Annotated in this window: 23 protein-coding genes, 1 tRNA gene and 1 riboswitch; of the genes, 6 read left to right on the top strand and 18 right to left on the bottom strand. The window is 61.9% G+C overall.

Going from position 1 to position 23,902, the window contains the following annotated elements:
- Positions 1 to 37: 37 nt before the first annotated feature.
- The 10 genes from cas1e to ACTSLZ_RS04755 form a co-directional block, all read right to left on the bottom strand.
- A complete protein-coding gene (gene cas1e, locus ACTSLZ_RS04800) occupies positions 38 to 958 on the bottom strand; it encodes a type I-E CRISPR-associated endonuclease Cas1e (RefSeq protein WP_443095892.1) in 921 nt (306 codons plus the stop codon).
- Positions 951 to 1,634, bottom strand: a complete 684-nt coding sequence (gene cas6e / locus ACTSLZ_RS04795; protein ID WP_443095891.1) for a type I-E CRISPR-associated protein Cas6/Cse3/CasE — start codon at positions 1,632 to 1,634, stop codon at positions 951 to 953. The genes cas1e and cas6e overlap by 8 nt, the downstream gene beginning before the upstream one ends.
- Positions 1,634 to 2,437: a type I-E CRISPR-associated protein Cas5/CasD gene (gene cas5e, locus ACTSLZ_RS04790; RefSeq protein ID WP_443095890.1), complete on the bottom strand. Its 804-nt coding sequence runs from the start codon at positions 2,435 to 2,437 to the stop codon at positions 1,634 to 1,636. The genes cas6e and cas5e overlap by 1 nt, the downstream gene beginning before the upstream one ends.
- Positions 2,438 to 2,442: 5 nt before the next feature.
- Complete coding sequence (cas7e, locus tag ACTSLZ_RS04785) at positions 2,443 to 3,564, bottom strand: type I-E CRISPR-associated protein Cas7/Cse4/CasC (RefSeq protein ID WP_443095889.1); 1,122 nt, start codon at positions 3,562 to 3,564, stop codon at positions 2,443 to 2,445.
- Entirely contained in the window at positions 3,561 to 4,181 is a 621-nt protein-coding gene (gene casB, locus ACTSLZ_RS04780; RefSeq protein ID WP_129314921.1) for a type I-E CRISPR-associated protein Cse2/CasB, read from the bottom strand. Before casB ends, cas7e begins: the two co-directional genes overlap by 4 nt.
- Positions 4,178 to 5,827 carry a type I-E CRISPR-associated protein Cse1/CasA gene (casA, locus tag ACTSLZ_RS04775; protein WP_443095888.1) on the bottom strand — a complete coding sequence of 550 codons (1,650 nt, stop codon included), beginning with the start codon at positions 5,825 to 5,827 and terminating at the stop codon, positions 4,178 to 4,180. Before casA ends, casB begins: the two co-directional genes overlap by 4 nt.
- On the bottom strand, positions 5,820 to 8,720 hold the full coding sequence (gene cas3 / locus ACTSLZ_RS04770) for a CRISPR-associated helicase Cas3' (protein ID WP_443095887.1): 2,901 nt from the start codon (positions 8,718 to 8,720) through the stop codon (positions 5,820 to 5,822). Before cas3 ends, casA begins: the two co-directional genes overlap by 8 nt.
- 392 nt (positions 8,721 to 9,112) lie before the next feature.
- Positions 9,113 to 10,720 carry a DHA2 family efflux MFS transporter permease subunit gene (locus tag ACTSLZ_RS04765; protein WP_443095886.1) on the bottom strand — a complete coding sequence of 536 codons (1,608 nt, stop codon included), beginning with the start codon at positions 10,718 to 10,720 and terminating at the stop codon, positions 9,113 to 9,115.
- Positions 10,717 to 11,334, bottom strand: coding sequence for a PadR family transcriptional regulator (locus tag ACTSLZ_RS04760; protein WP_443095885.1), 618 nt, complete (start codon positions 11,332 to 11,334; stop codon positions 10,717 to 10,719). The genes ACTSLZ_RS04765 and ACTSLZ_RS04760 overlap by 4 nt, the downstream gene beginning before the upstream one ends.
- A 355-nt stretch (positions 11,335 to 11,689) precedes the next feature.
- Positions 11,690 to 11,762: transfer RNA gene (locus ACTSLZ_RS04755), tRNA-Arg, on the bottom strand.
- A gap of 41 nt (positions 11,763 to 11,803) precedes the next feature.
- Here ACTSLZ_RS04755 and ACTSLZ_RS04750 point away from each other — a divergent pair.
- A complete protein-coding gene (locus ACTSLZ_RS04750; protein WP_443095884.1) occupies positions 11,804 to 12,697 on the top strand; it encodes a DUF4031 domain-containing protein in 894 nt (297 codons plus the stop codon).
- A 9-nt stretch (positions 12,698 to 12,706) separates the two neighbouring features.
- Here ACTSLZ_RS04750 and ACTSLZ_RS04745 read toward each other — a convergent pair whose 3' ends face one another.
- The 5 genes from ACTSLZ_RS04745 to ACTSLZ_RS04725 all read right to left on the bottom strand — a co-directional run bounded on the left by ACTSLZ_RS04745 (position 12,707) and on the right by ACTSLZ_RS04725 (position 16,811).
- Positions 12,707 to 12,967, bottom strand: coding sequence for a hypothetical protein (locus tag ACTSLZ_RS04745; protein ID WP_443095883.1), 261 nt, complete (start codon positions 12,965 to 12,967; stop codon positions 12,707 to 12,709).
- A 213-nt stretch (positions 12,968 to 13,180) separates the two neighbouring features.
- On the bottom strand, positions 13,181 to 14,104 hold the full coding sequence (locus ACTSLZ_RS04740) for a C40 family peptidase (RefSeq protein WP_443095882.1): 924 nt from the start codon (positions 14,102 to 14,104) through the stop codon (positions 13,181 to 13,183).
- 180 nt (positions 14,105 to 14,284) lie between these two features.
- A complete protein-coding gene (locus tag ACTSLZ_RS04735; protein WP_443095881.1) occupies positions 14,285 to 14,896 on the bottom strand; it encodes a C40 family peptidase in 612 nt (203 codons plus the stop codon).
- Between the two features lie 8 nt (positions 14,897 to 14,904).
- Positions 14,905 to 15,051, bottom strand: a riboswitch (cyclic di-AMP (ydaO/yuaA leader).
- A gap of 431 nt (positions 15,052 to 15,482) precedes the next feature.
- Positions 15,483 to 16,109 (bottom strand): thymidine kinase, encoded by a 627-nt coding sequence (locus ACTSLZ_RS04730; RefSeq protein ID WP_443095880.1) that lies wholly within the window; start codon positions 16,107 to 16,109, stop codon positions 15,483 to 15,485.
- 6 nt (positions 16,110 to 16,115) lie between these two features.
- The gene (locus ACTSLZ_RS04725; protein ID WP_178980220.1) at positions 16,116 to 16,811 is read right to left on the bottom strand and encodes a metal-dependent transcriptional regulator; all 696 of its coding nucleotides are present in this window, start codon (positions 16,809 to 16,811) and stop codon (positions 16,116 to 16,118) included.
- A gap of 171 nt (positions 16,812 to 16,982) precedes the next feature.
- On the opposite strand from ACTSLZ_RS04725, the gene serC reads away from it, so the two are divergent.
- Positions 16,983 to 18,107 carry a phosphoserine transaminase gene (gene serC / locus ACTSLZ_RS04720; RefSeq protein ID WP_443096093.1) on the top strand — a complete coding sequence of 375 codons (1,125 nt, stop codon included), beginning with the start codon at positions 16,983 to 16,985 and terminating at the stop codon, positions 18,105 to 18,107.
- Between the two features lie 53 nt (positions 18,108 to 18,160).
- Here serC and ACTSLZ_RS04715 read toward each other — a convergent pair whose 3' ends face one another.
- The 3 genes from ACTSLZ_RS04715 to ACTSLZ_RS04705 form a co-directional block, all read right to left on the bottom strand.
- Complete coding sequence (locus tag ACTSLZ_RS04715; RefSeq protein WP_443096092.1) at positions 18,161 to 19,423, bottom strand: MFS transporter; 1,263 nt, start codon at positions 19,421 to 19,423, stop codon at positions 18,161 to 18,163.
- A gap of 134 nt (positions 19,424 to 19,557) precedes the next feature.
- A complete protein-coding gene (locus tag ACTSLZ_RS04710; protein ID WP_443095879.1) occupies positions 19,558 to 20,079 on the bottom strand; it encodes a DUF3027 domain-containing protein in 522 nt (173 codons plus the stop codon).
- 30 nt (positions 20,080 to 20,109) lie between these two features.
- Positions 20,110 to 20,493 (bottom strand): cold-shock protein, encoded by a 384-nt coding sequence (locus ACTSLZ_RS04705; protein WP_129314896.1) that lies wholly within the window; start codon positions 20,491 to 20,493, stop codon positions 20,110 to 20,112.
- A 351-nt stretch (positions 20,494 to 20,844) separates the two neighbouring features.
- Here ACTSLZ_RS04705 and ACTSLZ_RS04700 point away from each other — a divergent pair, with 351 nt between their 5' ends.
- From ACTSLZ_RS04700 to ACTSLZ_RS04685, 4 genes are all read left to right on the top strand, one after another.
- On the top strand, positions 20,845 to 21,156 hold the full coding sequence (locus ACTSLZ_RS04700) for a hypothetical protein (RefSeq protein WP_129314894.1): 312 nt from the start codon (positions 20,845 to 20,847) through the stop codon (positions 21,154 to 21,156).
- Positions 21,157 to 21,259: 103 nt separating this feature from the next.
- On the top strand, positions 21,260 to 21,967 hold the full coding sequence (locus ACTSLZ_RS04695; RefSeq protein WP_238692325.1) for a response regulator transcription factor: 708 nt from the start codon (positions 21,260 to 21,262) through the stop codon (positions 21,965 to 21,967).
- Between the two features lie 75 nt (positions 21,968 to 22,042).
- Positions 22,043 to 23,473 carry a sensor histidine kinase gene (locus ACTSLZ_RS04690; protein ID WP_129315103.1) on the top strand — a complete coding sequence of 477 codons (1,431 nt, stop codon included), beginning with the start codon at positions 22,043 to 22,045 and terminating at the stop codon, positions 23,471 to 23,473.
- 136 nt (positions 23,474 to 23,609) lie between these two features.
- Positions 23,610 to 23,900, top strand: coding sequence for a WXG100 family type VII secretion target (locus tag ACTSLZ_RS04685; protein WP_443095878.1), 291 nt, complete (start codon positions 23,610 to 23,612; stop codon positions 23,898 to 23,900).
- The last annotated feature ends 2 nt before the right edge of the window (positions 23,901 to 23,902 follow it).

Raw genomic sequence — 23,902 nt, 5'->3', positions numbered from 1 at the left:
TCGGAAGGCCTCGACCCTCATCCGGCGACCGACGCGCTCAGCCACCTACCCCCTCAACTGCGAAGAGCCCCCAAAGGGCAACTCTCGATGAGAGGTCCTCCTCCGTCCTGTTGCGGGGAAGGATGAGCTGATGAATGTCCCGAACGCAACGCTCCATAAATGCCTGAGAAGTGATCTGTTCGCGGACTGCATGACGAACACGAGAAGCTACGTCGTCAGGGTTCTCGGCTGTAATACGGAAAGCCAGCGGAATGGTCGTCTCCGCTTTGTACAGGTCTGCGACATCATGAACGAAAGAGTTCTCATGTCCCGTGTGGACGAACCCGAGCCCGGGTGAGAGGCCCAAGGCCACAATCACGGCGTGGACAATTCCGTAAAGGCATTGGTGGGCAGCAGTGAGTGCCTGGTTGATCTCATCCGAAGCCTCAAAATCTCCCGTCTTATAGACCCGCCGCTTCCAACAGACACCGTATTGTTCGGATGCTTCGCGGTAGATTCGGCGTACTCGCGATCCCTCTCTCCCTCGAAGCTGTTGCATTGTCAAGTGTTTGACTTCTTCGTCTGGGAACCGCATCGAATACATCTTCTTGCCCACAGCCAGGCGGGATCTGGTCGATGAAACCAGGCGGGCCTGCTCTTGGAGTAGCCGTGTATTGCCGGATAGGGGTCGTGCGTGCGCATAACAACGCACGCCCCCTCCTCCGACCCAGACCACGGAGGTCCCCGATTCGCTCAGCAATGACATCCCGGCATGGGTGATCCTCGTGCCTGGCCCCAGCAACAGGACTTGGATCATCGCTGAAGGAACGTTGAACACACCGGACTCATCCTGAAATGTGATCGCGTTCTGATCGCGATGCACCGTCGCCCTCTGGACGTAGAGAAAGGAAATGCGGTCGGACGCTCTTCCCAAGGATGAACGTGGAGACGGTCGACCGGCAACTTGTCGTTCAGACATGAGTTACCGGAGAAATCGTCAGCATTCCAAGACCGTAAGCTTTCCCTTTGCCGATTCCTTGGCTTAGCCCCGCCAGGAGCCGCTCCGGATCTGTTACTGTCAGGATCCCATCGAACTGCACCACATTGAGCGTCACCGTCCGCTCGCGCCTACCATCAGCTGTCCACTTGCCGATCCGCTCTTGGGGTAGGGTTCGTGTTGCGACTTCACGACGATCGACGCTGAAACCGAATCTCTCGCCCTGTCGAACGAGCCACTCCTGTTGCTCTTCCTCCTTGATCAGCCCCATTGGTTTGCCTCGCGTCAGATGTGGTTTTGAAGCGTTAGTGGATCCCGCTCGCACCACGTGTTTGATCACGTTGGCTCGGAGGCTGAAACGGAGACGCTGCCCTGGTCGCACCTTCGCAAGCGCGGCCCCCAAATCCAGACTCGCGGGCTGGCTGCCTAGACGTCCAATGCGACCGTTCAGCTCAGCAAGGTCCACCGGTGCTGGGGTGACGATATGGAGAACAATCTGTTCGCCAAGCCGGTCTAGCCTCCAGAGGAGTCGGCCCTGGGCGTACTTCATTCCATCCGTCAGCCGAGCAAGCTCGCCGTGCACTCTCCTGGGATTTGAAAGAATACGCACCGCCTCCCGGGACTTCGGATCGATCACGATTCTTGAAAGAGTTGTCATCAGGTCTCCTCTGTGCCGACGGATTTACCAGCCGGCCCGCCTTGATAGCAGGACCCGCACTCACCGAAACTCGAGGAAATTGACATCGGATCGTGAAGGCCCAAGTCCGGTGGTGTTGGCATCGTTGGCTCGGAACGCTGACGAGCATGCGCGAAGGCGACCTTCTGAGATCTGTTCTCCTCAAATCGTCGTTCATGGTGAATGCGACGCTCGAGCGAGAAATCCACTGGGATGTCTCGGGCGACTTCGTATCGAGTCGACTCGGGCCGCGCATCGGTGTAAATGTCCAGTACGACCCGGTCTTCGTCCGAGCGATGCCGTGCGAAGACTTCGCTCTCCTGGGCCGGGAGGTCCTTAAGGATTTCGACCGGCCGCCCTTCTACCAAGCTATGTACCACGGGACCCATAGGTGGACACGAGCGTCGGCCCAGATAAAGCGGCCAACGCGGGTGTAAAAGTGCCCGCCGTATGACCTCAAGCTCCTCTCGGTCTCCCCCGAGCCCGGCGGTGAAATGGGCGTCACAAAGGTATTGCCTCCGAGACAGCATCGGCGTGACCGATCCGGCGCGGGTTGCGTTGTGGTTGTCCTCCATAAGGACACCTTGACGTTCAATCCGAACCGCGAATTCGAGACTAGCCAAATCTTCGAGGGACTCGCCTCGACGCCGGCCGAGGGCGCAAGCCACCATCCCGAGTACGCCGGACTTCGAAGGCACCCTGCCGGTGCGACGTACGGGAAAGACGCTGTCTACACCCCACGCCTGAAGTGGCCCCTTCAGGTTGATGAGAAGAGTGGATGACATAGTATTCACCTCCCGGCTGCCACGTCGGCTGCAACCTCACGAACTCGTTCCACAAGGGCATCCAGATCGACCGTTTCCCCCAGTCTGGCAATACTGTCCCCTGCCACCGGCAGTGCCAGGACAAGTCGAGTCGCCGACTCGCCGTAGGCCGCGTCCAGATCTGTCGCATACTTGGCCATCGCCGTGGCCGCCTCGTACACGTACCCGTTCTGCCCGGCAAGCACAGGTTTCTCGAATGCTCCGACCCAGTTGGAAGGCTGACTCGTGGAGAACGAGACCACGACGACGCTGGGCAGTGTGCGGTTGGCAAAGGTGTTCTGTTTGCCCGTAGGCATGGCTCGTATAAAGCTGCGGACGAATTCGGCCGAGGCCAGTGAGGTCGCATCGGCGTCGCCCAGATTTTCCATGAGTGCCGGTACGTTGAGCGTGGCGTAGCGGTAAACAGTGGATGCAGTAAATTCCACAGTCCCGATCATGTCCGCGCCTTGCTCGTCTTCACCACGCAGATCATCCACGGCCGTGAAGTAGTCGAATTCAGGAGTGTTCTCGTGAACACTGATCGAGTGAGCGACCTGAACCGCGGCGTCGACATTCAGGTCGGCGGCGTCCGCAACCATGCGACCGAAAAGTGATACGTCGATCGCTTGGTCCTGTTTCAAGGCTGCCTTAGCAGCCGTCTTGGCGGACTTTTCGGTGAACGTTCCTTGGTTTTCGACGGCGAGCCGAGCGAGCTTCTTCACCTGGTACTGTCCGACGAAGACAAGGTACTTGGTCTCTTCCGGCTTTGGTTCATCGCTCTTCTTTGTTTTGGGTCGCTCGGGTTTCAGACCAGCGGCCTTGAGCGCCTCAAGCGCCCATTGCATAGCTGTTTCGGGGCTTGCATCCGTCAGCTCGAGGACCGCCTGCTGCACCTGGACAGGAAGATCCTTGGTACGCAGCCCGAGTCGGTTCCCGCTGATGGATTTCGCCATGTCCGTGCGGACCGCTCGTTTGAATGCCTGGCTTGAGATACGTTGACGAACCGCCCCGCCGAAGATAGCCGACTTGGGGCTACCAGTCTCATCCCGATTGATGTTGTTTGGGGGCAACGTCTGCAGAACGTGCACGTCGATGTAGAGGTTGTTCATGATTGCTCCTGATCGGTGGTAGTGGAATTACCTGCGAGGACCGGGGCCAAAGTAGTACGTGAATACTGCCTGGCCCATTCCAGCTGGGCCCGGGAACGGGTCCGGGGATTGAGGAAACGGGTAATTTCCGCGGCGAACCGCGGGTAGTCGAATCCGATCCGTTCTGCACGCAACATACGAATGAGGGCGCCCAGGTGATGTTGAAATTCGGCTCCCGAACTTGCCGTGACAAGGGCGTCTAAACGTCGCCGCACCCCACCGCCGTTCTCACCGCGTGCCGCCTCGAGGAGCCGGATCGCCTCTCCGAAGGTTCGCTCAGAACGTTGCATGGGCTCGGAGATCGACTGCTGATGAAGGGCAAAACTGGTCAGCGCGAGGTGCGCAGCCCACTCTTCGGCGGTCGGCGAGGAGTTGGCCCGGGAGACCGGAACGTCCAACCCCTCCAGCGTGACTTCCCAGATGGACGGATCTGTGCCCGGCATCTTGCCCACGCCCCGTCTCAATGCAGCTAGACGAGCCGGCACATCGGTGCGGCCCGCCTCTGTGGCCGCTACGAGTCCCCTGATACGAGATCGAACAAACTCTCTCGGCTTCATACCGGTATGCCGTTCGTTCATGAGTGGGCTCCTTCTCGCGGAGTGTCCGCAGGTATAGGTTTGAGTCTTTTGCGCAACGTGGAGACGAGAGCATTGAAAGCAGACAATGCGCTCGTGCCTCGCGCAGTTTCGGCGCCTGAACGCCCCACGAGTGCACGCGGCCCGAGGCGAAGCATCTCAGCCTTGGCCGTTGTCATCAGCAGGTCGAACAGAGTCGAGCACCAGTTTTCGATGTGTTCGTCCACCCGATCGACGTCCAGATCGTTCAGCCATCTTCGAAATGCAGGATCAATATCGAAGTACAGCCTGCTGAGCACGGTCGCTGACGTATTCTCTCCGGAAGCTCCTGCCGCTTCGCGCGCGTCCTTGACTCTGTAAGCCACCTGGTGAGCCATCTCGTCCGTCAGCCGAGCGATATCGACCACCCGTGCACGAGCCCTGATACTCGGGGGAAGGAGGAGCCGCGAAGCGAAGGAAACGCGATCGGAGTACATATCCGTTACCACAGAGTCCTGTGTTCCATAAACCAAACCCACGGTTTCGACCAGAACCTTCGTGTCCGACGAAAGCACCCCATTCGCGATTAGTTCTCGCAATTGGCTGATAAGCAGCGGCATAACAACTTTTTCCTGCCCCTTAAGGGGAACGGTCCCAGGATGAGCAAGAACAGAATCGATGCGCTGCCAAGCGGCCCGATTTGGGTCGTGAGACCGTGGCATGAATACTGCGTTCGAGGTCCCTAGCGCTTTAGCTTGTGCAGGACTGTTCCTCCAGAACGACGCGGGCTCCGTCCTTTCCTGACCATAGGCGAGAAGTCGGTCCCCCTGAGTGATCAGCACTCCGTCAACCTCCCCGGTGCCAGTGAAATGGAGGCGGATGCGGCGAGAAGGCCAGGTATAGAGATCCGCATCTCCCCTCGGCTGACTGTTCTCAGGCCTTGACACCGCGCCGGTCAAGACATCATCGCGCTCCCACAACGCCATATCCTGTACAGCGTCGTCGTACCCTTGAAACCGGGTATTGAACATGAGTGTTTCAAATAGATCCTTGCCAACCAGACGAAAGGCACCGAGCCTCCCCAGCCAGCCCGTGCCGATGCCGTAACCCTTTCCTCCCTTCGCGCGGTCGTCGCCGAGGGCACCCGGCTTAATACCCGCCACATCGAACCCCATCGCATGTATAACCCACTGGGCAGCCTCCGCAGGGCTCATTGTGTCTGTCTGCTCTCCCGCTCGCGAAGTGAATTGCGAACTACCACGAGGCACTGTGGAGAGCAGAGCGGCAGGTTTAAGGTATTCGTTCTTGACCGTCGCCAATCCGGGAGCCTGCAAAAAGGGCCTTTCGGGGTGGAAAAGATCGAACCGGCCGGAGTATGCCTGCCCGTAGGACCTGATTTCGTCCATCGGGAATCGGCCTTCCTTCCAAATTCTGGCCCATACCTGGTGGCCGTTCTCGCCCTGTCTGGGCTCGACGGCCTGCCTCAGAACCGTGGACAGAATCCGCTGAATGGCAAGCGGCATGGTCGGCACCTCTCCCTCAAAGTAGGCCAGTTCGCCGGCCCGGTCGAAGAAGTCCTGAATGGATACCAAAAGTGAGTTTTGGCCTAATTTGACGGGGATCCAAGCTTGGGACCACAGGTCGAATGATGGTCGTGACTGGTCAGCCATCGCTGCCTCCTGAACAGTTGTGAAGCATCAAACCGAATTCCGACGAGTACTCGAGAGTTTTTCCGCCGAGCTTCGTTTTCAGGTCTGAGTCGAGACGTAGTACCAGCTCGCCAGCGAGCAAACGGTGCTGCTGGAACAGGTCAACCTTTTGAGCTTCGAGCTCGTCCAGGACCGCCAGAGTCCGCGCCTCCCGAGCCTCCGCGGAGTACGTTCCAGCCGTAATGAGACGTCGGGGTAACCGGATACGTTGCATGAGGAACTCTTGGGCTTGCATAGCAGTCAGCACTGCCAGATCAGTCAGCCGTACATCGTTCAGCGGGCTGTTCGGGCTGGCCGCGGATACAGCGCCATCATCGTCCCGCACCAGGATCACTTCGAAGGAGTCCTCTGCGTCACGGACTCGAGCGGCATCAAAGGCTTCCTGTTCTGTCCAGTTGTTGCGACGCATGAGGTCCTCACGCGAACCCACACCGGGCAGCGCACCCTCGAACTCGGCATAGGCCGGCGAACGCAGACAAGCGGATCTTGCGATGGCGCATCTCGCATTGACTTCCCGCCCTTCTTCATCGCGAAGCGAATCCAAGTCCAGATTCCATCCTCGTTCTTTGGCGGGTCGTTCGAGATAAACCTGACGCACCAGGTGACTGGCTTCGTGGGGCAGCCGGAGGGTTCCCTGTTGCGGACTCCCTACGTGGGTGATGGCAGCCAAGGTTTCATAGAGGATACTTTTCGGATGGATCGAGGCAGCGGCCTGGTCCAAAACTGGACTCCCCGCAAGGAATGAAACCCCTCGGATGAGTACCCGCGGACTATCGAGGCCCCTGGGGCGCACTCTTCCGGGGTGCCTGTGGAGCCTGCCACAACGCTGAATGAGAAGATCCATCGGAGCCAGGTCGGTGACTAACAGGTCTACGTCGATGTCGAGGGATTGCTCCAAGACTGACGTTCCGATCACGATCAGACGATGCGGACGAGTGACTTCCGGGGAATCTGCAGGACCAAGTTGTCTCAGAAGTGCACGTTCCCGCGAGGCACGGTCTGCTGCGGTGAACTGTGAATGCAGGAGGACGACTCCCCCGCCGACGCGCTTGCTGACTTCCCTATAGAGTTCCTGGGCGCGTCGAATCGTGTTGCATATGACCGCCACACATCCGCCGTCGCGAGTTCCTTCGTCCAGGCGAGCGGCCAATTCCGCGTCGCTGTCCTCGATGACACTCACTGTGAGTTCAGTTGGGGTCTGGTCCAGTGGGACGGGAATGGCCAGGTCCTGAGTAGGATCCTCCGGGGAGATATAGCACAGGCGGGGATAATCATCAGAAAACACATCAGTTCCCGCGGCCGACGAGGCCAGGGGATTTCCACGTTGCTGAAGCCGGTCCCGTTCACGCCACCCGAGTGACTCACGATAGGCATTGACGATGTCGTCACGAGCCGCGGGCGGCAAGGTAGCAGTCATGACGACCACCGGTACACGTAACGCCGAGAGCCAACGCAACGCGGCACTGAGAAACACCCGCATGTAAGGAGTCGTAGCGTGGACCTCGTCGATAATCACGACTTTCCCAGCCAGTCCCTCATGGCGAATACTGACGTGTTTGGAATCTAGACCCGCGAATAGCAGCTGATCGATAGTGCCAACGACTACGTGCGAATTCAGGCGCAGCTTTCGGCGCGCACAAGCTGCATCGGCATAGACCCGCTCCGATGGAGCGTCCAGGTCATCGATCGGGGCATGTGGGCGTGAGGGGAGCTCAGTGAAAAATTCGTTGAGTTCGGCACGGCCGTGGGCCAGCCCCATAGAGGCAACCTGGTCCCGCGGAAGAGCTCTTTCCAACCATCCCCGAATACGACCGAGGACACCGTCGGCGGTTGCCGTGGTGGGAAGTAGGAAGGCCAGCCCTTCGTAGCCGAACCGAGCAGCGAGAACCTCAGCGTAAGTGAGAGCCAGCTCAGTTTTACCCTGACCGGTGGGCGCCTCGACCAGAAGCAACCCGGCAGGATCCGATAGTCCACACGCGATGTTCCAAGCCTGACGCTGATACGGATTGGCTGAAAACGATCGGGACCGAGCAAATCTGCTGGAGATAAAGTGATCCGCCGTCATTGCAAGGCTTGGATCGGTGAATCTAGGGGCGGCCTGACGATTGGTCAGGGAGGCCGCACGATGTTCACGTGCCGGTCGACCATCCCCAGAGACCGGCCCTAGGGGATAATAGAAAGAGTTGCTGGCAGTCCAGTCGGCTTGAATGACCAGGCCAGTCAGAAGAGAAACGACAATATTGCCGAGAAACGGTACTTTCAGAGCGTTGAGCGCAGAAATAGCGCTCGTCCGCTCAGCAATAAGATCAAGAAGTGCCGATTGGGCGGCAAACCACGGGTCCTCCCCCTCCGCCTCCCCCACCAGCTCCAGAGGGAAAGACAAATCTGTCTTTCGTTGATAGACCCCGTGGTGGCCACCAGGAACAGCGGCAAGATCGAATTGAAGAGACGGAGGGATATCCAGGTCCGGACGGCTCCTTAACCATCGGACCAGGGCCAGAGCAGAGTGGAAGGCATGAGGCTGGTCCAGATCATCAGTGGGAGACGAGCCCTCCAGCGCAGCTTCGATAGGTGCCCAGAGCTCGGAATTCTTGACGGAGAAAGCTCGCGAGCACTTGCCGACGTCGTGCGCTCCGGCCAAGAAAACTACCACCCGTCGCACTTCGTCGACTGACAGATGCATAAGATCAGCAAGGCGACGGCGCACAGCAACGGGTCGGGAATCCCAAAGAACCTCGGCCGCATGCACCGAGTCAAGCGCGTGGTCAGTCAGTTTAAGATACTCGAGAGGCTCACCAGGCCCGGGATAGTTCGTCTTGGCACACATCAGCGGCAGCAGATTGTCGCGCCCCATCTAGCTCCCCTATCTGCCCCGTTGAGTGCAATACTTCACAACATAGACCAACCCCTATGACGAGTCAAGCCTCTCCACCCCTCTCTCTTACTCTTTCCCAGGCCAAAGTTCTGTATGATCCCTCCGGGTAGAACTTCACCTCAGCAACCGCTGAGAAAGGTTCATCATGGACGGGCTCTTCCCCAGTCCAAAAGGAACACCAAGGCATTCGCCTTGAGCGCCAGAGGCTCTGCACACTGCCGCTCCGCATCAACCTACATTACAGCCCTCCATCCCCCCCCTGTACCGGACAAAGGCGGAAGCATTCGCACAGACACCACAGCCGACACCCGCTTTTCCTGAATTGCAAGAAGAGATGAACGTGGGGGCCGACATACCCTCCGGACGTGTTCCTACGAAACCCGCCCAGCTCCTTTGGCCCGCGGCCGGAAGAACGCCGCGACCACGGCGCCCACGAGGACGGCCGCGGCCGGCAGGAGAATGCTCTCCCCCATCGCCGTGGTGTACCCGTCGCGCAGCATGTCCGGCAGTTGCGAGCTGCCCGCCGCCGCCTCTCCGCCTTGGGCCGACTGACCGGCCATCTGCGGGAGATGGGCCGCGATGCGGTTCTCCATCATCATCGCGATCAGCGAGGAGCCGAGCACCGCGCCCACCTGACGCGTGGTGTTGAAGACGCCGGACCCCGCTCCGGCCTGCTTCGGGGCGAGGTCGCGCGTCGTCGTGATCGAAATGGGAGACCACATGCAGGCACCGCCGATGCCCATCACGAACGAAGGAATCAACAGGACCCAGATCGAGGCGCCCGGGGACATGAAGAACCAGTAGCCCACGAGCCCCAGGACGTTCATCAGCAGCCCGAAGACGGCGATGAACGGAGCCCTGGCCGCCGTGATGAGGCCGCCGACCACAGGAGCCAGCGCACCCGAGACAATCGCCATCGGGGCAATCATCAGGGCCGCCTCCGTGGGCGACATGCCACGGACCAGCTGGAAGTACAGCATGAGAGGCAGCACGAACGAGACGATCATGAGCCCGACCATGCCGATGGCCGCGTTGCCCAGCGAGAAATTCCTGTCGCGGAAGAGCCCCAGGGGAATCAGCGGCTCCGTACTGGTCACCCGCTGCCACACGATGAACAGGGCGAAGATCACGACTCCGGCGATGATCAATTCCGGCACGGTGATCGGGCCCCAGACGGCACCCCAATCGTGCCCATGGCCCTCTTGGATTCCGTAGACAATCAGGAACATGGCGATCGCGCTCAGGACCACGCCCACGTAGTCCATGCGGTGGGCGTGGATCTCCAGTTTGGGGATCTTCTGCCAGGCCCGCACGAACGCGAAGATGCCGACCGGAATGTTGACGAAGAAGATCCATTCCCAGCCGAGGCCGTCGACCAGGAGGCCGCCCAGAATCGGCCCGAGGAGGCTCGCGACGCCGGCGGTCGCACCCCAGACACCCATCGCGGGCCCCCGGCGCTCCGCCGGGAAGAGTCGGGTGATGATCGCCATCGTTTGCGGAGTCATGACGGCGGCGCCGAGCCCCTGGAACACGCGGGCGACAATGAGCATTTCAATAGTTCCCGAGAGCCCGCACCAGAGGGATGCCGCCGTAAAGAGAGCCAATCCGCCCAGGTACATGCGGCCCGGTCCAATGCGGTCACCCAGTCTGCCGGTGACCAGCAGCGGGACGGCGTAGGCGAGCAGATACGCACTGGTGACCCACACGACCTTGTTGATGCCGGTGTCGAAGTGGTTCATGATGGCCGGCATCGCCGTTGACACAATCGTCGAGTCGATCAGGATCATGAAGAACCCGATGACGATGGCCCAGAGGGCACTCCAGGCCTGTTTGTCTTCGCCCTTGCCGTGGGCCTTGTTCTCGTGCGCGGTGTCGAGGTCCTTCCGGGCGCGCGTGCTGGTGTCGGCCGATTCGCCCGTGGGCGACCCGGCCTTCGCGGTCGCGGCACTGCTGTGCCGCGGAGTGTATTCGGAGTTCATGCTTCTTCTTTCGGGGCGTCCGGTCGATCGGACTGCGGGGGCCAGGTCAGGGCGCCGCTGTCGACCAGGTCTATGGTTCGTTGCATGTGGTTGATCTGTGCCGCCTGGAGTTCCAGCACGTAGGTGTCCTCGAGCAGGAGGATTTCGTCGATGCCCTCTGTTCGTGCCCGGTCCAGCCTGGATTCCCGGCCGGACACTTGATCTCGGAGCACCGCGATCCGTTGTTGGAAGGCGACCCGAACGGCCGACCACGGCAGCTTGGGGGCCACCGCAAGCGCTACCGGAAACACGGGATATTCGCTGCGCACCGTGGACAGCTCGGCGACCACCCATTCCCTGGCGGCGCGTTCGCCAGCCGGTTCGACCGCATAGATGGTTCGTTCCGGCCTGTTGTTGGCCTGTTCCACCCGGTCGATTCTGACCAGTCCGTGGTCCTGGAGCTTCTCGACCGTGTGGTACAGGGCTCCGGGGCTGACCCTGACGAGGTGGTCGTCTCCCCGCTTCTTGAGGATCTGGGCCATTTCGTACGGGTGCATCGGACGTTCCCGGAGCAACCCCAGAACCGTCACGGCCAATGGCGTGAGTTTCATCCGCCGCTGAGAGTCGTGTTCCACTCGGATTATTCTACGCGGAATAAACATTGCTTCACAAACGGAGCATTCGTGGGCGATGGACAGGATGACGACGTCACACCTTGTGGAAGCCATCCCCAACAAGTAGCGTCCTTTTCGTACTCGCGAGTATGAGCAAGAGAACCACGGATCGAAACCCTGCCGAAGGGGACCATTCCGGCGGCTTGTTGAGGCGTGTGCACGACGCCTGCAACAACTATGGGAACCGCCCGAACCCCTGAGGCAGGGTTTCGACGTTCCGGCTCGTTGACCTGTCGCCAGCACGGGCCTCGCGGGCAAAAACAAATCCGCCACGACCGATCGGCCAAGATGCCGACCACGTGACGGATTGCGAGAGTGCCCTCGAGTGGATTCGAACCACCGACACCGGCTTTAGGAGAGCCGTGCTCTATCCCCTGAGCTACGAGGGCGCACCGCACCAGTGTACAGGTTCCCGTGCCATGCTGGGTTCATGGCCGTTCTGATTGACCCTCCGCTGTGGCCAGCCCACGGCACGATGTTCTCCCACCTCGTCTCGGACACCAGTCTGGACGAACTCCACGAACTGGTCGGCAGGACTCCCATCAGCCCCAAGGCTTTTGACGAAGACCACTACGACGTCCCGCGACACCTGATCGATGACGCCGTCGCCGCGGGCGCCACGAGAGTCACGGCCCATGAGCTGACCCGACGCCTGGCGGCCTCGGGCCTGCGCATTCCGGCGAAGGAGCGCCCTGCGAAGATCCGCCCTCGCCTGTTGCGGAGTTGGAAAACCACTGTGCCCGGCGCCCCGGAGACCGGCCAGGAATTACTGAACCGCTGGGACTCACCAGGTCGCGAATATCACACCACGGTTCACCTGGCGGAGGTTCTCGACAACATACATCGCCTCGGTTCCGCATCATTCGAGGACTCCGATTCATGGCTCGTCCTGCGCCTGGCGGCCTGGTACCACGACGCCGTGTACAGGGGTCGCCCCGAGGAGGATGAACGGGACAGCGCCGATCTTGTCACGACAGACTTGACCGGCGTTGTGGATCCGGGGGCACTTGATCGCGTGCGCGGGCTGATTCTGGGCACCATCGACCACACGGCGGCCGGGCGCGATCCGTTGTGGCCAATTTTCCACGATGCCGACTTGGGCATTCTGGCGGCGTCTCCCGGACGGTACGGAAGGTACGCGAGCGCCGTGCGCAGAGAGTACTCGCACGTTCCCGAAGACATCTTCCGCCGCACGCGGGCGGAGATCCTCGAGGGATTCCTGAATCAGGACAGGATCTACCTGACGGACGTCGCCAGCGCCCAGTGGGAGGGCGTCGCGCGGAACAACCTGAGGTCGGAGATCGCCTCCCTCCGAGACGGATGAGCCGGTGAATCAGGCACCGGTTTTGCCTTCGGCGTCGTCGCCCCTTCCCTTCTTGCGGGCACGGGCCCTGTTGTAGAGAACCGCGGCAACAAGACCGATGATGATACCGATTCCGCCGGCGATCGAAACCCACATGGCCGGGTTGCCCAGTGAGAGGGAGAGGATGAGGCCCACGATGATCCCGGGAACCGCCCCGGCCACCATGCCGACGGCCATCGCTCGGAATTCCTGATCGCTGCTGCTCTGGGGAGGTTCGAATTGTGAGGGCATGCCCTCATGATAGAACCTCGAACTTGGCGGTTGCAGAACGGATCTGTGCCACGTCCACGCCGTCTCGCCCTGAGCACAAAAAAGGTGCGGCCCCCACTGGTCGAGGGGGCCGCACCACCCGGAGCCTTGCGCGGTCCGGTATTGACGAGATCACATTCTTCACAAGTGTCTCGCCCAAGGAGGAAAACCTACTTTTCCATCATAGCCATGAATTCAACGATCCACACGGATATAGAGAGGAGATGACGCATAAGGAAGTTCTGTACCGAATTCGGCGGTCGTCCCGCCTTCCCATCCACCGTGGATGGCCCGGCCGTCGCCGATGTATATCGCGACGTGTGATCCGCCCATCCCGTTCGACGCGTAATAGACGATATCGCCCGGTTGCGCCTCCTCGGCACTCACGGTGTGGCCCAGGCTGAGATAGTCCTTCGGCCATCCGTGGAAAGAAATTCCGCGCGCCCTGAGGGCATTCGTGACCAGCATGGTGCAGTCCTGATGGACACCCACCTGGGCCTTGGCGGCCTCTGCCACGGCGTCTCCCAGAGTGGTATGCAGTGAGGCCGGTCGAGGCACCCCGTTGCCACCGATCTCGGCCGCGGGCACGATCCCCTGGGTGTGGGGGCCACCCGTTCTGCCGCCCTCGGGAAGCTGCGGATGATCGACCGAAGACTCCTCGGAAAATTGCGCCCGATCCACGCCGATGTCCTCGCTCGTGTCGTCCGGCGTCGCGAGGGCCACCTCGACGTCCTGGGCACCTTTGGGCTGGACCTGTTGTTCGGACTGCGTCGGGTTCTCGACGGCCTGTTCCGTTTCGGCACGACGCTGTTCTTCGAGCCGCGCCGCCTCTTCGTCGGCCGTCCTCCGATGCTCGGCGCGCTGCGCCTCCAGTTGCGCGAGCACCTGCGGATCGGTCTCTGGGCGCTTCAGGGCCACCGGAACGAAGGTCAGATTCGCGTGTGCCGAAGCCAGCGACGTGCTGGGAACCGTGGTGGAAGCTTGCGGGGATGCGCCCGGCTCGGGTTCGGCCGATTCGAGGCCGTGAACGAGCGCGATGCTGCCGACCAGAAGTCCCGACGCCGTCAGGGCCCCGGTCGTGCGAAGTGTCTTGTGCGAGAGGTAGGTAGTCGGTGCCATGAAAATTCCTTGAATTCATGGAGGGGTGCCGTTGCATCCGGCACGTCCCTCAGTTCCGTGCATCGACAACATGCGCGGAAGTGTGCGAGCAGAGGGGTGTTCAGATACGAAAAAAGGGGCGCCCGGGTTTCCCTCCCGGGCGCCCCTCTGTCCTCATAAGGCGAAGTCAGTAGACCGGAATTACATTCCGGGCATGCTGTAGTAGCCGTCAACCGGCATCATTCCGCCACCGTCGACCGAGGTGATCGTGGTGCCCTGGTCGGGGTTCAGAGCGGAAATCATCTGACCGTCACCGAGGTAGATACCGACGTGCTCGTAGCCGTTGGTGAAGACAACGTCACCGGGCTGCGGGGAATCGGTCGGGGTGAGCTGGTTCACCATGGAGTGGGTGTAGGCATCCAGCTGGATACCGGACTGCGAAGCAACCCAGGAAACGAAGCCGGAGCAGTCCCAGGCCTTGAAGTCACGGCCGCCCCAAACGTAGGAACCGCCCTCGCCGGTCTTGGCATCCTCGACGATCTTGGCACGGCTACCGGTAGCCTGCGAGCCGGCGTCCTGCGTGTTGTTGTCGGCCGGGGCGCTGTAGTCAGCGTTCTGAACGCTGACGCCGCCCTGCTGAGCCGAGGAAGCCTGAGTGGTGCTCGCGGCGTTCTCAACCGGAGCGGCCGAAGCGAAAGCGTTGGCCGGAGCAACCGAGCCGGCGATGACGCCAGCGGCGGCAACTGCGATACCGGTGTTGCGAACGACGTGGGACTGAGTTGCAGCGCGGTGGCGAGCAATGTGCTTAGTCATAATAAAAGTTTTCCTCCCTGCGCCTACGAGGTGAGCTGTCGGGTTCGGATGGGAGTCACCCGGTCGCTGTTGCGACTTAACCCCGAGGGCTCTTCCGTGGAAGAACCCGTTGTTGGGTCCCCCGCCTCTGCCAGCGGACTGTTGGTTTTTCGATTCTTCGGTCAGTGGCAGAGCTAGGCGTTCTGACCGAAGGTGCCGTCTCGACCAGTGATTGGCACGATGTCGAGAGTACACACAGGGCAAGGAAAAGTCACGTTTTGGTCACGAGAGCGACCCCCGCGAAGGGGTCGCGACCCCACCATCGGGATGACCGATGTCACCCGCGGCGTTTTTCGAGCCGAACCAAGACCCCTTTGATCAGCACAAACGCGGGGAAGGGCCAAAACCAGCGGGAGTGACATGGCACACGATGCAACACTTAAAATTTTTTTCGTGTCGTGTCGCACAGGTGCCTCCGAGGCCCCTCGGCACCCCCTTGAGCCGATGCAGAGCCCCACCAAAGGTGCCGCAAAGGTCACGAAACGATTAAGAGGATCCCGACTTGGGTCACGATTCGATATCCGGCGGCCTCCGGGGGCGGCGAGGTCTACTCGCCCAGAACCCCGCCGGTCTCCTTCAGATAGCACGCCGCACACAGCGACTCATAGGTCACTGTTTCGCCGTCGATGGCGATCTGGCTCCCCGAAAAGACGAAGTCCTGCCCGACCCTGCGACCGTTGAAGAGGGCCTTCCGGCCGCAGCGGCAAATGGTCTTGAGCTCTTCCACCGTGTGGGCGAGCTCGAGCAAGCGGGCAGAACCGGGGAAGGCACGCGTGCGGAAATCTGTTCTGATCCCGTACGCCAGGACCGGCACGCCATCCAGCACGGCGATCCTCATCAGGTCATCGACCTGCTCCGGGGTCAGAAATTGGGCTTCGTCCACCAGCAGGCAGGCAACGGGCGGCAAGTCCACGTTCACCCCGAGCCCGCCGTCGTCGTCGCCATGGGCGTGATGGAGAAAGGTGTCGCGGGCGGATTCTTCCGGCGCCAGGAGGATATTGACTTCGCGCTGGACGCCCAGGCGCGAGACGATGTGGGCCTCCCCCTTGGTGTCAACCTTCGGCTTGGCCAGCACGATGCGCTGTCCTCGCTCCTCATAGTTGAAAGCCGCCTGCAGCAACGCGGTGGACTTGCCGGAGTTCATGGCTCCGTAACGGAAATAGAGCTTGGCCACGTCCGTTCAGGCGCCGCGCTTGACCACGATGTGGTCCGCGATGTCCATGTCGATGTCCACGCCTTCGGCCTCGCCTTCGACGCGGACGTGAATCGCTCCGACCTTCGGTTGGATGCCAACGACCGATCCTTGGCGGAGGCCGGCACGACCGAGAACCTTCATGATGTCGACGTCGGCCTGAAGCACTTCCGGGAAACGCGCGATCGTGAATCGATCCTCATCCGAGGAATCTTTGGCAGCGATCGTCAGAGTCACGGTCTTGGGATCGTCCTTCTCGCTGGTCACCCCGAGTTCTTCGAGCCCCGGGATCGCGTTGCCGTACGGCGAGAACTTCGGCGAGTTGAGGAGCTCGACGAGCCGGCGCTCGACGCGTTCGCTCATCACGTGCTCCCAGCGGCAGGCCTCGTCGTGAACATAGGCCATGTCCAGCCCCACGACGTCGGCCAGCAGTCGTTCCGCCAGGCGATGCTTGCGCATCACCGATACAGCGCGGCTCCGGCCGTCCGGGGTCAGGGACAAGGAACGATCGCTCTCGACGTGCACGAGCCCGTGGCGTTCCATGCGTGCCACGGTCTGCGAGACGGTCGGCCCGGAATGGTCGAGCCGCTCCGCGATCCGGGCGCGCATCGGTGTGATGCCTTCTTCCTCCAGATCCAGGATGGTCCGGAGGTACATCTCTGTTGTGTCAACGAGGTCCGTCATCGGAGATATAACGCCCTTCTCGTAATTTTCCTGCCTGTTTGTCCGTCCATTCTAGGTGCTTAGGTTCATCTTCCGTCGAAGATTCACTCCTGGAGGACTCTACGAAGCACAATGGTGGAGTCAGGACGCCGCGGAAACCACGCGCACCCCTCACTGATCATTGGAGCACGAATAGTGGCCGAGAACATTGTCATCCCCCAAGAACTTCTTCCCGCCGACGGACGTTTCGGCGCGGGCCCGTCCAAGGTTCGCCCCGCACAGGTCGAAGCCGTCGCTTCGGCCCAGTCCCTCCTCGGAACCTCCCATCGTCAGGCTCCGGTCAAGGACTTGGTCGGTTCGGTGCGCTCCGGCCTGGAGAACTTGTTCGAACTGCCGGACGGGTACGAGGTCATTGTGGGCAATGGCGGGGCGACGTCGTTCTGGGACTCGGCCGCATTCAACCTCGTGCGCTCCAAGGCGGCTCACCTGAGCTTCGGTGAGTTCGGATCCAAATTTGCGGCGACCACCGACAAGGCTCCGTTCCTCGACCCGTCCGAGATCACCTCGGCCGAGCCCGGAACCCGCCCGACCGCTTCCCCCGTTCCCGGCGCCGACGTCTATGCGTGGCCCCAGAACGAGACCTCGACCGGCGTCGCTGCACCCGTCCAGCGCCCTTCCGGTGTGGAGGACGATGCCCTGGTCCTCATCGATGCGACGAGCGCCGCCGGGGGCATGGCCGTGGACCCGCGGGAAGCCGACGTCTACTACTTCTCCCCGCAAAAGAATTTCGCGTCCGACGGCGGCCTGTGGCTCTCCTTCTTCTCCCCGGCGGCCCTGGACCGGGTCAGCAGCATCGCGTCCACGGACCGCTGGATTCCGGATTCCTTGAACCTGACCACTGCCGTGGACAATTCACGGAAGAACCAGACCTACAACACTCCGTCCTTGGCGAACCTGGTCATGCTCGACAACCAGATCGCATGGATCCTCGAGAACGGTGGTTTGGGCTGGGCAGCCGAGCGCACGGCGCGTTCATCCGACCTCGTGTACCGGTGGGCCGAGGCCAGCGACGTGGCCAGCCCCTTCGTGGGGCGACCCGAGAACCGGTCGACCGTCATCACCACCGTCGACTTTGACGACACGGTCGATGCATCCGCTCTTGCCAAGGTGCTGCGTGCCAACGGCATCGTGGACACCGAACCGTACCGGAAGCTCGGTCGCAACCAGTTGCGTATCGCGACGTTCACTGCGATCGACCCGGACGACGTCGCCGCCCTGCTGTCCTGCATCGATTACGTGATCGAACGCCTGGCCTGATCGGCCACGGGCCGTGAGCGTCCGGCCGCCGGGGTGCCCCGGCGGCCAAGCGCTCACCGCGGCTCTTGGACCTCCAGTGCGGCGGTGACGGGCGAGTAGTCGGCGTCCTTCTCCAGACGCACGAAACCTCGCCGTGACCGGTCGAAGGTCAGGTGGAGGTGCTGGCTGCGCCAGTACCAGAAGAAACCGAGGGCCGCGGTGACCAGGCCCGCGATGACGGCCACACCCAACCCCCATCTCGCTCCGAGGGTGTCGTTGACGACGCCGACCACGGGTGCGCCTATGGGGGTGCCTCCCATGAACACGGCCATGTAGATGCTCATGACCCGGCCGCGCATCTGGGGCTCGGTGGAGACCTGGACGTAAGCGTTCGCCGAGGTGATGAAGGTGAGCGCCGCCAACCCCATCGGGATCAGGACGACGGCGAAGACCACGACGGTCGGCGAGAGCGCTGCGAGAAGGCATGTGAGACCGAAGGCGCCGGCGGCACCGAAGATGAATCGGAGCCGGGGCCGTTCCCTCTTGGCCGCCATGAGTGTTCCCGTGATCGACCCAATGGCCATTGTCGAGGTCAGGAAACCGAACTGGTTCGCGCCGTATCCAAATTCGGTCGTGGCCATGGCCGCGATATTGATCGCGGAGTTCATTCCGAAGGTCCCGACCAGGAAGGCTCCGATCATCACGACCAGAATGTCCGGCCGGCTCGTGATGTAGGCGATTCCGTCCCTCATCCGCGAGTTTGCACGGGAGACCCGTGGCATGGGTCGCAGGCTGCCGGTGTCGATTTTCGCTATCGCGATGATCATGGCCACGAAGGTGACCATGTTGATCAGGAACACCGGGCCCGGACCGACCGCGCCGACCAGGACACCGGCTATGGCGGGACCCACCATGCGAGCCGAGTTGAAGGACATCGAATTGAGGGCGACGGCGTTCGGCAGGTCCGCGTCCGAGACCAGGTTCGACACGAAGGTGTGCCGCACGGGTGAGTCGAGCGCCGTGATCACTCCGAGCAGAAGAGCGAAGATGTAGACGTGCCACAGTTGCGCCGCTCCGGAGAGGACGAGCCCGCCGAGGAGACCACCCAGAACGGCCATCGAGGTCTGAGTCAGGAACAACAGCTTCCGCCGATCGGCGCGGTCCGCCAGGAGACCCGCGTACGGCGCGAGGACGAGTTGCGGCAGGAACTGAAGAGCCATCACGATGCCCATCGCGGTGGAGTCCTCATGGGAGAGATGGTTGAAGACCAGCCAGTCCTGGGCGATCCTCTGCATCCAGGTCCCGATATTCGAGATCAGGGCACCCGCGAACCACAGGCGGTAGTTCGGAACCTTGAGGGATCGGAAGGTTCCTCGGCGCGAGCTGCGGGCGTTATCGGTTTTTCGGGTAGGCGTTCCGGGTCATCTCCTTGCGGGGCGACGACCGATCGTGGACCGAGCCCCCTGGTTAACTATTCCTTGTCCGCGGAAGCTTCCTCGGTCTCCTCGTTGTTCTTCTCGGCGCCGGAGTCCTCGGCATCTTCGTCGGATTCACCGTCGTGGCCCTCGGCGTGCTCGGCGACGTCCTCGGGACGCAATCGGTCTGCCCAGGGTATCCATTCGGGGGCGAGCAGGGCGTCGTCGCCGGGCAACAAGCCGACCTCGCACACGGTCGCCTTTTTCGAGCGAGGCGCGCGTGCGACGGTCGAGAACCAGAACCACCCCCGGTACCCGGGAAGGGTGCATTCGAAGAGGTGCGTGCTGAGCCGGTCCTCTTCCCCGCGAATGTGGTGGACCGTGCCGACCGTCTCTTCGGGAGTGATCTCCAGGACGCTGCGGTACGCCGTTTCCTTGGCCTCGTCCAGAACGGAGTCCAGCCGGGTCGTCCGCCGTCGCGGCGTCCTCTGGGCGCCGAGGGTCGGCCTCGCCGGTTCGACGGCTGCTTCAGTGCCGTCGACCGCGACCGCCGATTCATCGTGCAGTGTTTTCGCCATATCCCTTATTAAACCCCGTGACCAGCAGATTTATGCATCAAGGTTGTCAGCGACGTTGCGCAGGATCGTCGCTACCTTCTTTCCGACCGCTCGATCCGGGTACCTTCCGCGGCGCAATGTGTTGGACACGCCGTCCAGCAGTTTGATGAGGTCCTCGGTGATGACGGCCATTTCGTCCGCGGGCTTGCGGTGGTTCTTGACCGACGACGGGGCCTTGTCCAGCAGGCGGGCGGACAGCGCCTGCGCGCCCCGCCGGCCTTCGGCAATACCGAATTCGAGCCGGGTGCCGGACTTGACGCCCTTGGCATCGGGCGGAAGTGCGGAGGACGGCAGGAAGACCTCTTGGCCGTCCTCGGCCGTCACGAAGCCGAAGCCCTTCGACTCGTCGTACCACTTCACTTTTCCGGTGGGCATGATCGTTTCCTTTGCGTTGTGGTGGGGGCCTTGTCCCCCGTTGCTGGCGCACCCGGTCTCGCCGAGGAGGCGACGCACGACGGCTCGCTGCACCCCTGGTCGAGTGCCGCGAGTCGATTCCGTCCGCCTCGCCAGAAACCCAGGACCCAGGGCGGGGACGCCGGACCGTGGGTTGCACACGCTGGTCCGCGGCGTCATGACCGAACCCTGGCGGCCCCTCGATGTTGGGCCGTGATGCCCGGTTTCTCCCGCCCGAGCGATTCCGGTGCGCGAAAGCCTGAAGTCCCTATTATACAGCGGGCCAGAACTTCGTGCGGGCTCGAACTCCCGAAAGACGGTACCGTTGAGGCCATGAACAACTCCTCTTCTCCCCGCGCGAACTCGCCACTGAGCTCCGACCGTGAGGCCACGGACGATTCGATGGGGGTTTCGCAGCCGGGAAAGGGTGCGGCGGAGTCCGGAGCATTCACCTGGTTCGCGGGTCTCGCCGCAGTCATCGCCGTGCTCTGCGTGGTCTGCGGCGTCGTCATGCTGATTCTGAAGTGGTCGGGCTTCCACCCGTGGAGTTTCCTGACCCAGGTGCCCCTGATCTGCCTTCCGATCGCATTCGTCCTTCTCATCGTCGCACTGGTCCTCGCTGCCAGGCGACGTAGATCGCTCTGACCGTCTGACAAGGGCTTCCAACCCGGAGTCGCCCAGACCTGAACCAGGATTCCCCTGACCAATGCCCAGCGTCCATTCAGATAGTTGGGTCAGACTTGACCCTGTGAAAGCACAACAGTCAGAAGCCAAGCTGCTAGTCGTCGACGATGAGCCCAACATTCTCGAGCTCCTCGCCACCTCGTTGAGGTTCGCGGGATTCGAGGTGATCACGGCCGCCAATGGTCGCGAGGCTCTCGACAAGGCGACGGCTGATGCCCCCGATCTCGCCGTCATGGACGTCATGCTCCCGGACATGGACGGGTTCACCGTAACTCGCAAGATCCGAGCAACCGGTCTGGTATTCCCCATCCTCTTCCTGACGGCGAAGGACGACACCGAGGACAAGGTGACCGGCTTGACCGTCGGCGGGGACGACTACGTCACCAAACCGTTCAGCCTGGACGAGGTCGTGGCACGCATCCGCGCGGTGCTGCGCCGGACGCAGGCGCTCGAGGAAGAGGATTCCAGGTTGCACGTCGAAGACCTGGTCCTCGACGACGACGCCCACGAGGTCTACCGCGGCGATCGTGAAATCGACCTGTCACCCACGGAGTTCAAGCTGCTCCGTTACCTGATGCTGAACCCGAACCGGGTTCTGTCCAAGGCGCAGATCCTGGACCACGTCTGGGAATACGATTTCAACGGTGACGCCTCGATCGTCGAGTCCTACATCTCCTACCTGCGCCGCAAGATCGACAATGACAAGTCCTTGCCGCCGCTGATCCATACCAAGCGCGGCGTCGGCTACCTCCTGCGAACAACCAAGCACTAATCCGTGGTGTACTCCGTCACCAACCGAGTACGACAATCCAAATTGGGTGCGCTGTCCCTGCGCACCCAATTGGTCATGCTGACCGGATTGCTGCTCGCCCTGGCGATCGCCGTCACGAGCCTGGTGGCCATTTCGGCCCTCCGAGGACAGCTGGTCCAGCAAATCGACACCGAGATGAAGTCCAGTTCGTCGTCGTTGACCAAGTATTTGGGCAATGACAAGGCCGTATCCTCGAACGGTCCCGGGTTCCGCTATTCGGCCTACTTGATGGACTCGGACGGCAACCTGGTCAGTTCCATCGTCGCCGACGACGGCAACTCGTCTCCCCGCCTGAACGGCTGGAACCATGACAACGGGATGCGTTACAACGGCCAGGGCCTGACCGTGCCGAGCAACAACGGCGACACCGAGTGGCGAATCCTTCCCCTGGCGACCGACGACTCCGGATACACGGTCATCATCGCCACACCCCTGACACAGACCAACGCCGTGGTGACCCTCGTCGGGCTCCTGACCCTCGCCTTCGGGCTGGCGACCCTCGCAGCCGCCGCGGCACTGGCCTGGGTTCTGGTCACGCGAGCCTTCGAACCACTGACGCGCGTGGAGCGCACCGCTGCCCGCATCGCGGCCGGCGACCTGTCCCAACGCATCGAACGTCACGACCCCCGCACGGAGATTGGTCAGCTCTCGCTGTCGCTCAACGTCATGCTGACGCGTATCGAGGAATCCTTCGACGCCCAGAAGCGCTCCGAGGTCAAGATGCGCCGCTTCGTCGGAGACGCCTCTCACGAGTTGCGCACTCCTCTCGTCTCGATTCGTGGATACTCCGAGCTGTACAGGCACGGGGCCCTGCAGACGGACGAAGACGTCGCCAAGGCGATGTCCCGCATCGAAGCGGAGTCGAAACGGATGGGCCAGCTGGTCGAAGACCTCCTGATGCTCGCCCGCATCGACGAACGTCGAGCGATGGAGATGACCCAGGTGGACCTTCTGAACCTGGCCAACGACGCCGCCGGCGACGCCGCGGCCTCGGCCCCGGAGCGAGAGATCGCCGTCGTGGGCCTGGATTCCGGCCCGGGCCTGCCCGCACCCGTTCTGGGCGATGAGTCGCGTCTTCGGCAGGTTCTCGCCAACCTGGTGACCAATGCCCTGCGGTACACGCCGGAGGGCACGCCCATCGAACTGGCCGTCGGGTCCCGCCCCGGCATCGATGGGCAGTTCCTCTCCGTCGTCAAGGTCGTGGACCACGGACCGGGAATCCAGGGCGAGGAAATGCAAAAGGTTTTCGAGCGCTTCTACAGGTCCGACGAATCGCGAGCGCGGGACACCGGCGGCACCGGACTCGGTCTGGCCATCGTGGCTGCCATCATCGCTCAGCACAACGGATCCGTGCGCGTCGAGGAGTCCCCCGGTGGAGGCGCCACGATGGTCGTCCAGGTTCCGCAGCACGCCCCCGAGGCCGAGGACGGAACCGCTCATCCACAGACCGGGGAAATCCCTTCCTGACGGTTGGCTGTCCCGCGAACGGTGATTTATCGCGAAGCGCCAGGGCTCTGCCGAGGGCGTGACGTCTTATCCTCCTGTCACCGGCCCGTTCCGGCCGGCATGGGGCGCATCGGCGCCACGAGATCAGGAGGAAGACATGGCTCAATTCGTGGTTGATTCGGAAGTCATCGCGGCCAAGACGGCGGAGGCGTACGGTTACGTCGAGCGCATCTCGTCCGAGGTCAACGGCATGACGTCATCGCTGCAGGATCTCCAGTCCAGTTGGACCGGTTCCGCGGCGGCAAATTTCCAAGAGGTTCTCTCCGCGTGGAGGGCCACCCAGGCTCAGGTCGAGGAATCCATCGGCCAGATCAATACCGCACTGGCCAACGCCGGTGTCAATTACGCCGAGACGGAAGCCGCGAACGCATCCCTGTTTGCCGGGTAGCC

Source organism: Rothia koreensis (assembly GCF_052232265.1).
GTDB lineage: Bacteria > Actinomycetota > Actinomycetes > Actinomycetales > Micrococcaceae > Rothia > Rothia koreensis.
Note: the sequence above shows the minus strand (reverse complement) of the source record. Positions and strands in the feature narration are given on the sequence as shown.

What these genes read in the sequence shown, in the direction of transcription:
- ACTSLZ_RS04740 (WP_443095882.1), bottom strand. Translation starts at nt 14,104, where the DNA reads ATGGCACCGACTACCTACCTCTCGCACAAGACACTTCGCACGACCGGG.
- ACTSLZ_RS04700 (WP_129314894.1), top strand. Translation starts at nt 20,845, where the DNA reads ATGAACAACTCCTCTTCTCCCCGCGCGAACTCGCCACTGAGCTCCGAC.
- cas3 (WP_443095887.1), bottom strand. Translation starts at nt 8,720, where the DNA reads ATGGGGCGCGACAATCTGCTGCCGCTGATGTGTGCCAAGACGAACTAT.
- ACTSLZ_RS04735 (WP_443095881.1), bottom strand. Translation starts at nt 14,896, where the DNA reads ATGACTAAGCACATTGCTCGCCACCGCGCTGCAACTCAGTCCCACGTC.
- casB (WP_129314921.1), bottom strand. Translation starts at nt 4,181, where the DNA reads ATGAACGAACGGCATACCGGTATGAAGCCGAGAGAGTTTGTTCGATCT.
- cas7e (WP_443095889.1), bottom strand. Translation starts at nt 3,564, where the DNA reads ATGAACAACCTCTACATCGACGTGCACGTTCTGCAGACGTTGCCCCCA.
- ACTSLZ_RS04750 (WP_443095884.1), top strand. Translation starts at nt 11,804, where the DNA reads ATGGCCGTTCTGATTGACCCTCCGCTGTGGCCAGCCCACGGCACGATG.
- ACTSLZ_RS04745 (WP_443095883.1), bottom strand. Translation starts at nt 12,967, where the DNA reads ATGCCCTCACAATTCGAACCTCCCCAGAGCAGCAGCGATCAGGAATTC.
- ACTSLZ_RS04725 (WP_178980220.1), bottom strand. Translation starts at nt 16,811, where the DNA reads ATGACGGACCTCGTTGACACAACAGAGATGTACCTCCGGACCATCCTG.
- ACTSLZ_RS04765 (WP_443095886.1), bottom strand. Translation starts at nt 10,720, where the DNA reads ATGAACTCCGAATACACTCCGCGGCACAGCAGTGCCGCGACCGCGAAG.
- cas1e (WP_443095892.1), bottom strand. Translation starts at nt 958, where the DNA reads ATGTCTGAACGACAAGTTGCCGGTCGACCGTCTCCACGTTCATCCTTG.
- ACTSLZ_RS04690 (WP_129315103.1), top strand. Translation starts at nt 22,043, where the DNA reads ATGCTGACCGGATTGCTGCTCGCCCTGGCGATCGCCGTCACGAGCCTG.
- cas5e (WP_443095890.1), bottom strand. Translation starts at nt 2,437, where the DNA reads ATGTCATCCACTCTTCTCATCAACCTGAAGGGGCCACTTCAGGCGTGG.
- ACTSLZ_RS04705 (WP_129314896.1), bottom strand. Translation starts at nt 20,493, where the DNA reads ATGCCCACCGGAAAAGTGAAGTGGTACGACGAGTCGAAGGGCTTCGGC.
- cas6e (WP_443095891.1), bottom strand. Translation starts at nt 1,634, where the DNA reads ATGACAACTCTTTCAAGAATCGTGATCGATCCGAAGTCCCGGGAGGCG.
- casA (WP_443095888.1), bottom strand. Translation starts at nt 5,827, where the DNA reads ATGGCTGACCAGTCACGACCATCATTCGACCTGTGGTCCCAAGCTTGG.
- ACTSLZ_RS04685 (WP_443095878.1), top strand. Translation starts at nt 23,610, where the DNA reads ATGGCTCAATTCGTGGTTGATTCGGAAGTCATCGCGGCCAAGACGGCG.
- ACTSLZ_RS04710 (WP_443095879.1), bottom strand. Translation starts at nt 20,079, where the DNA reads ATGGCGAAAACACTGCACGATGAATCGGCGGTCGCGGTCGACGGCACT.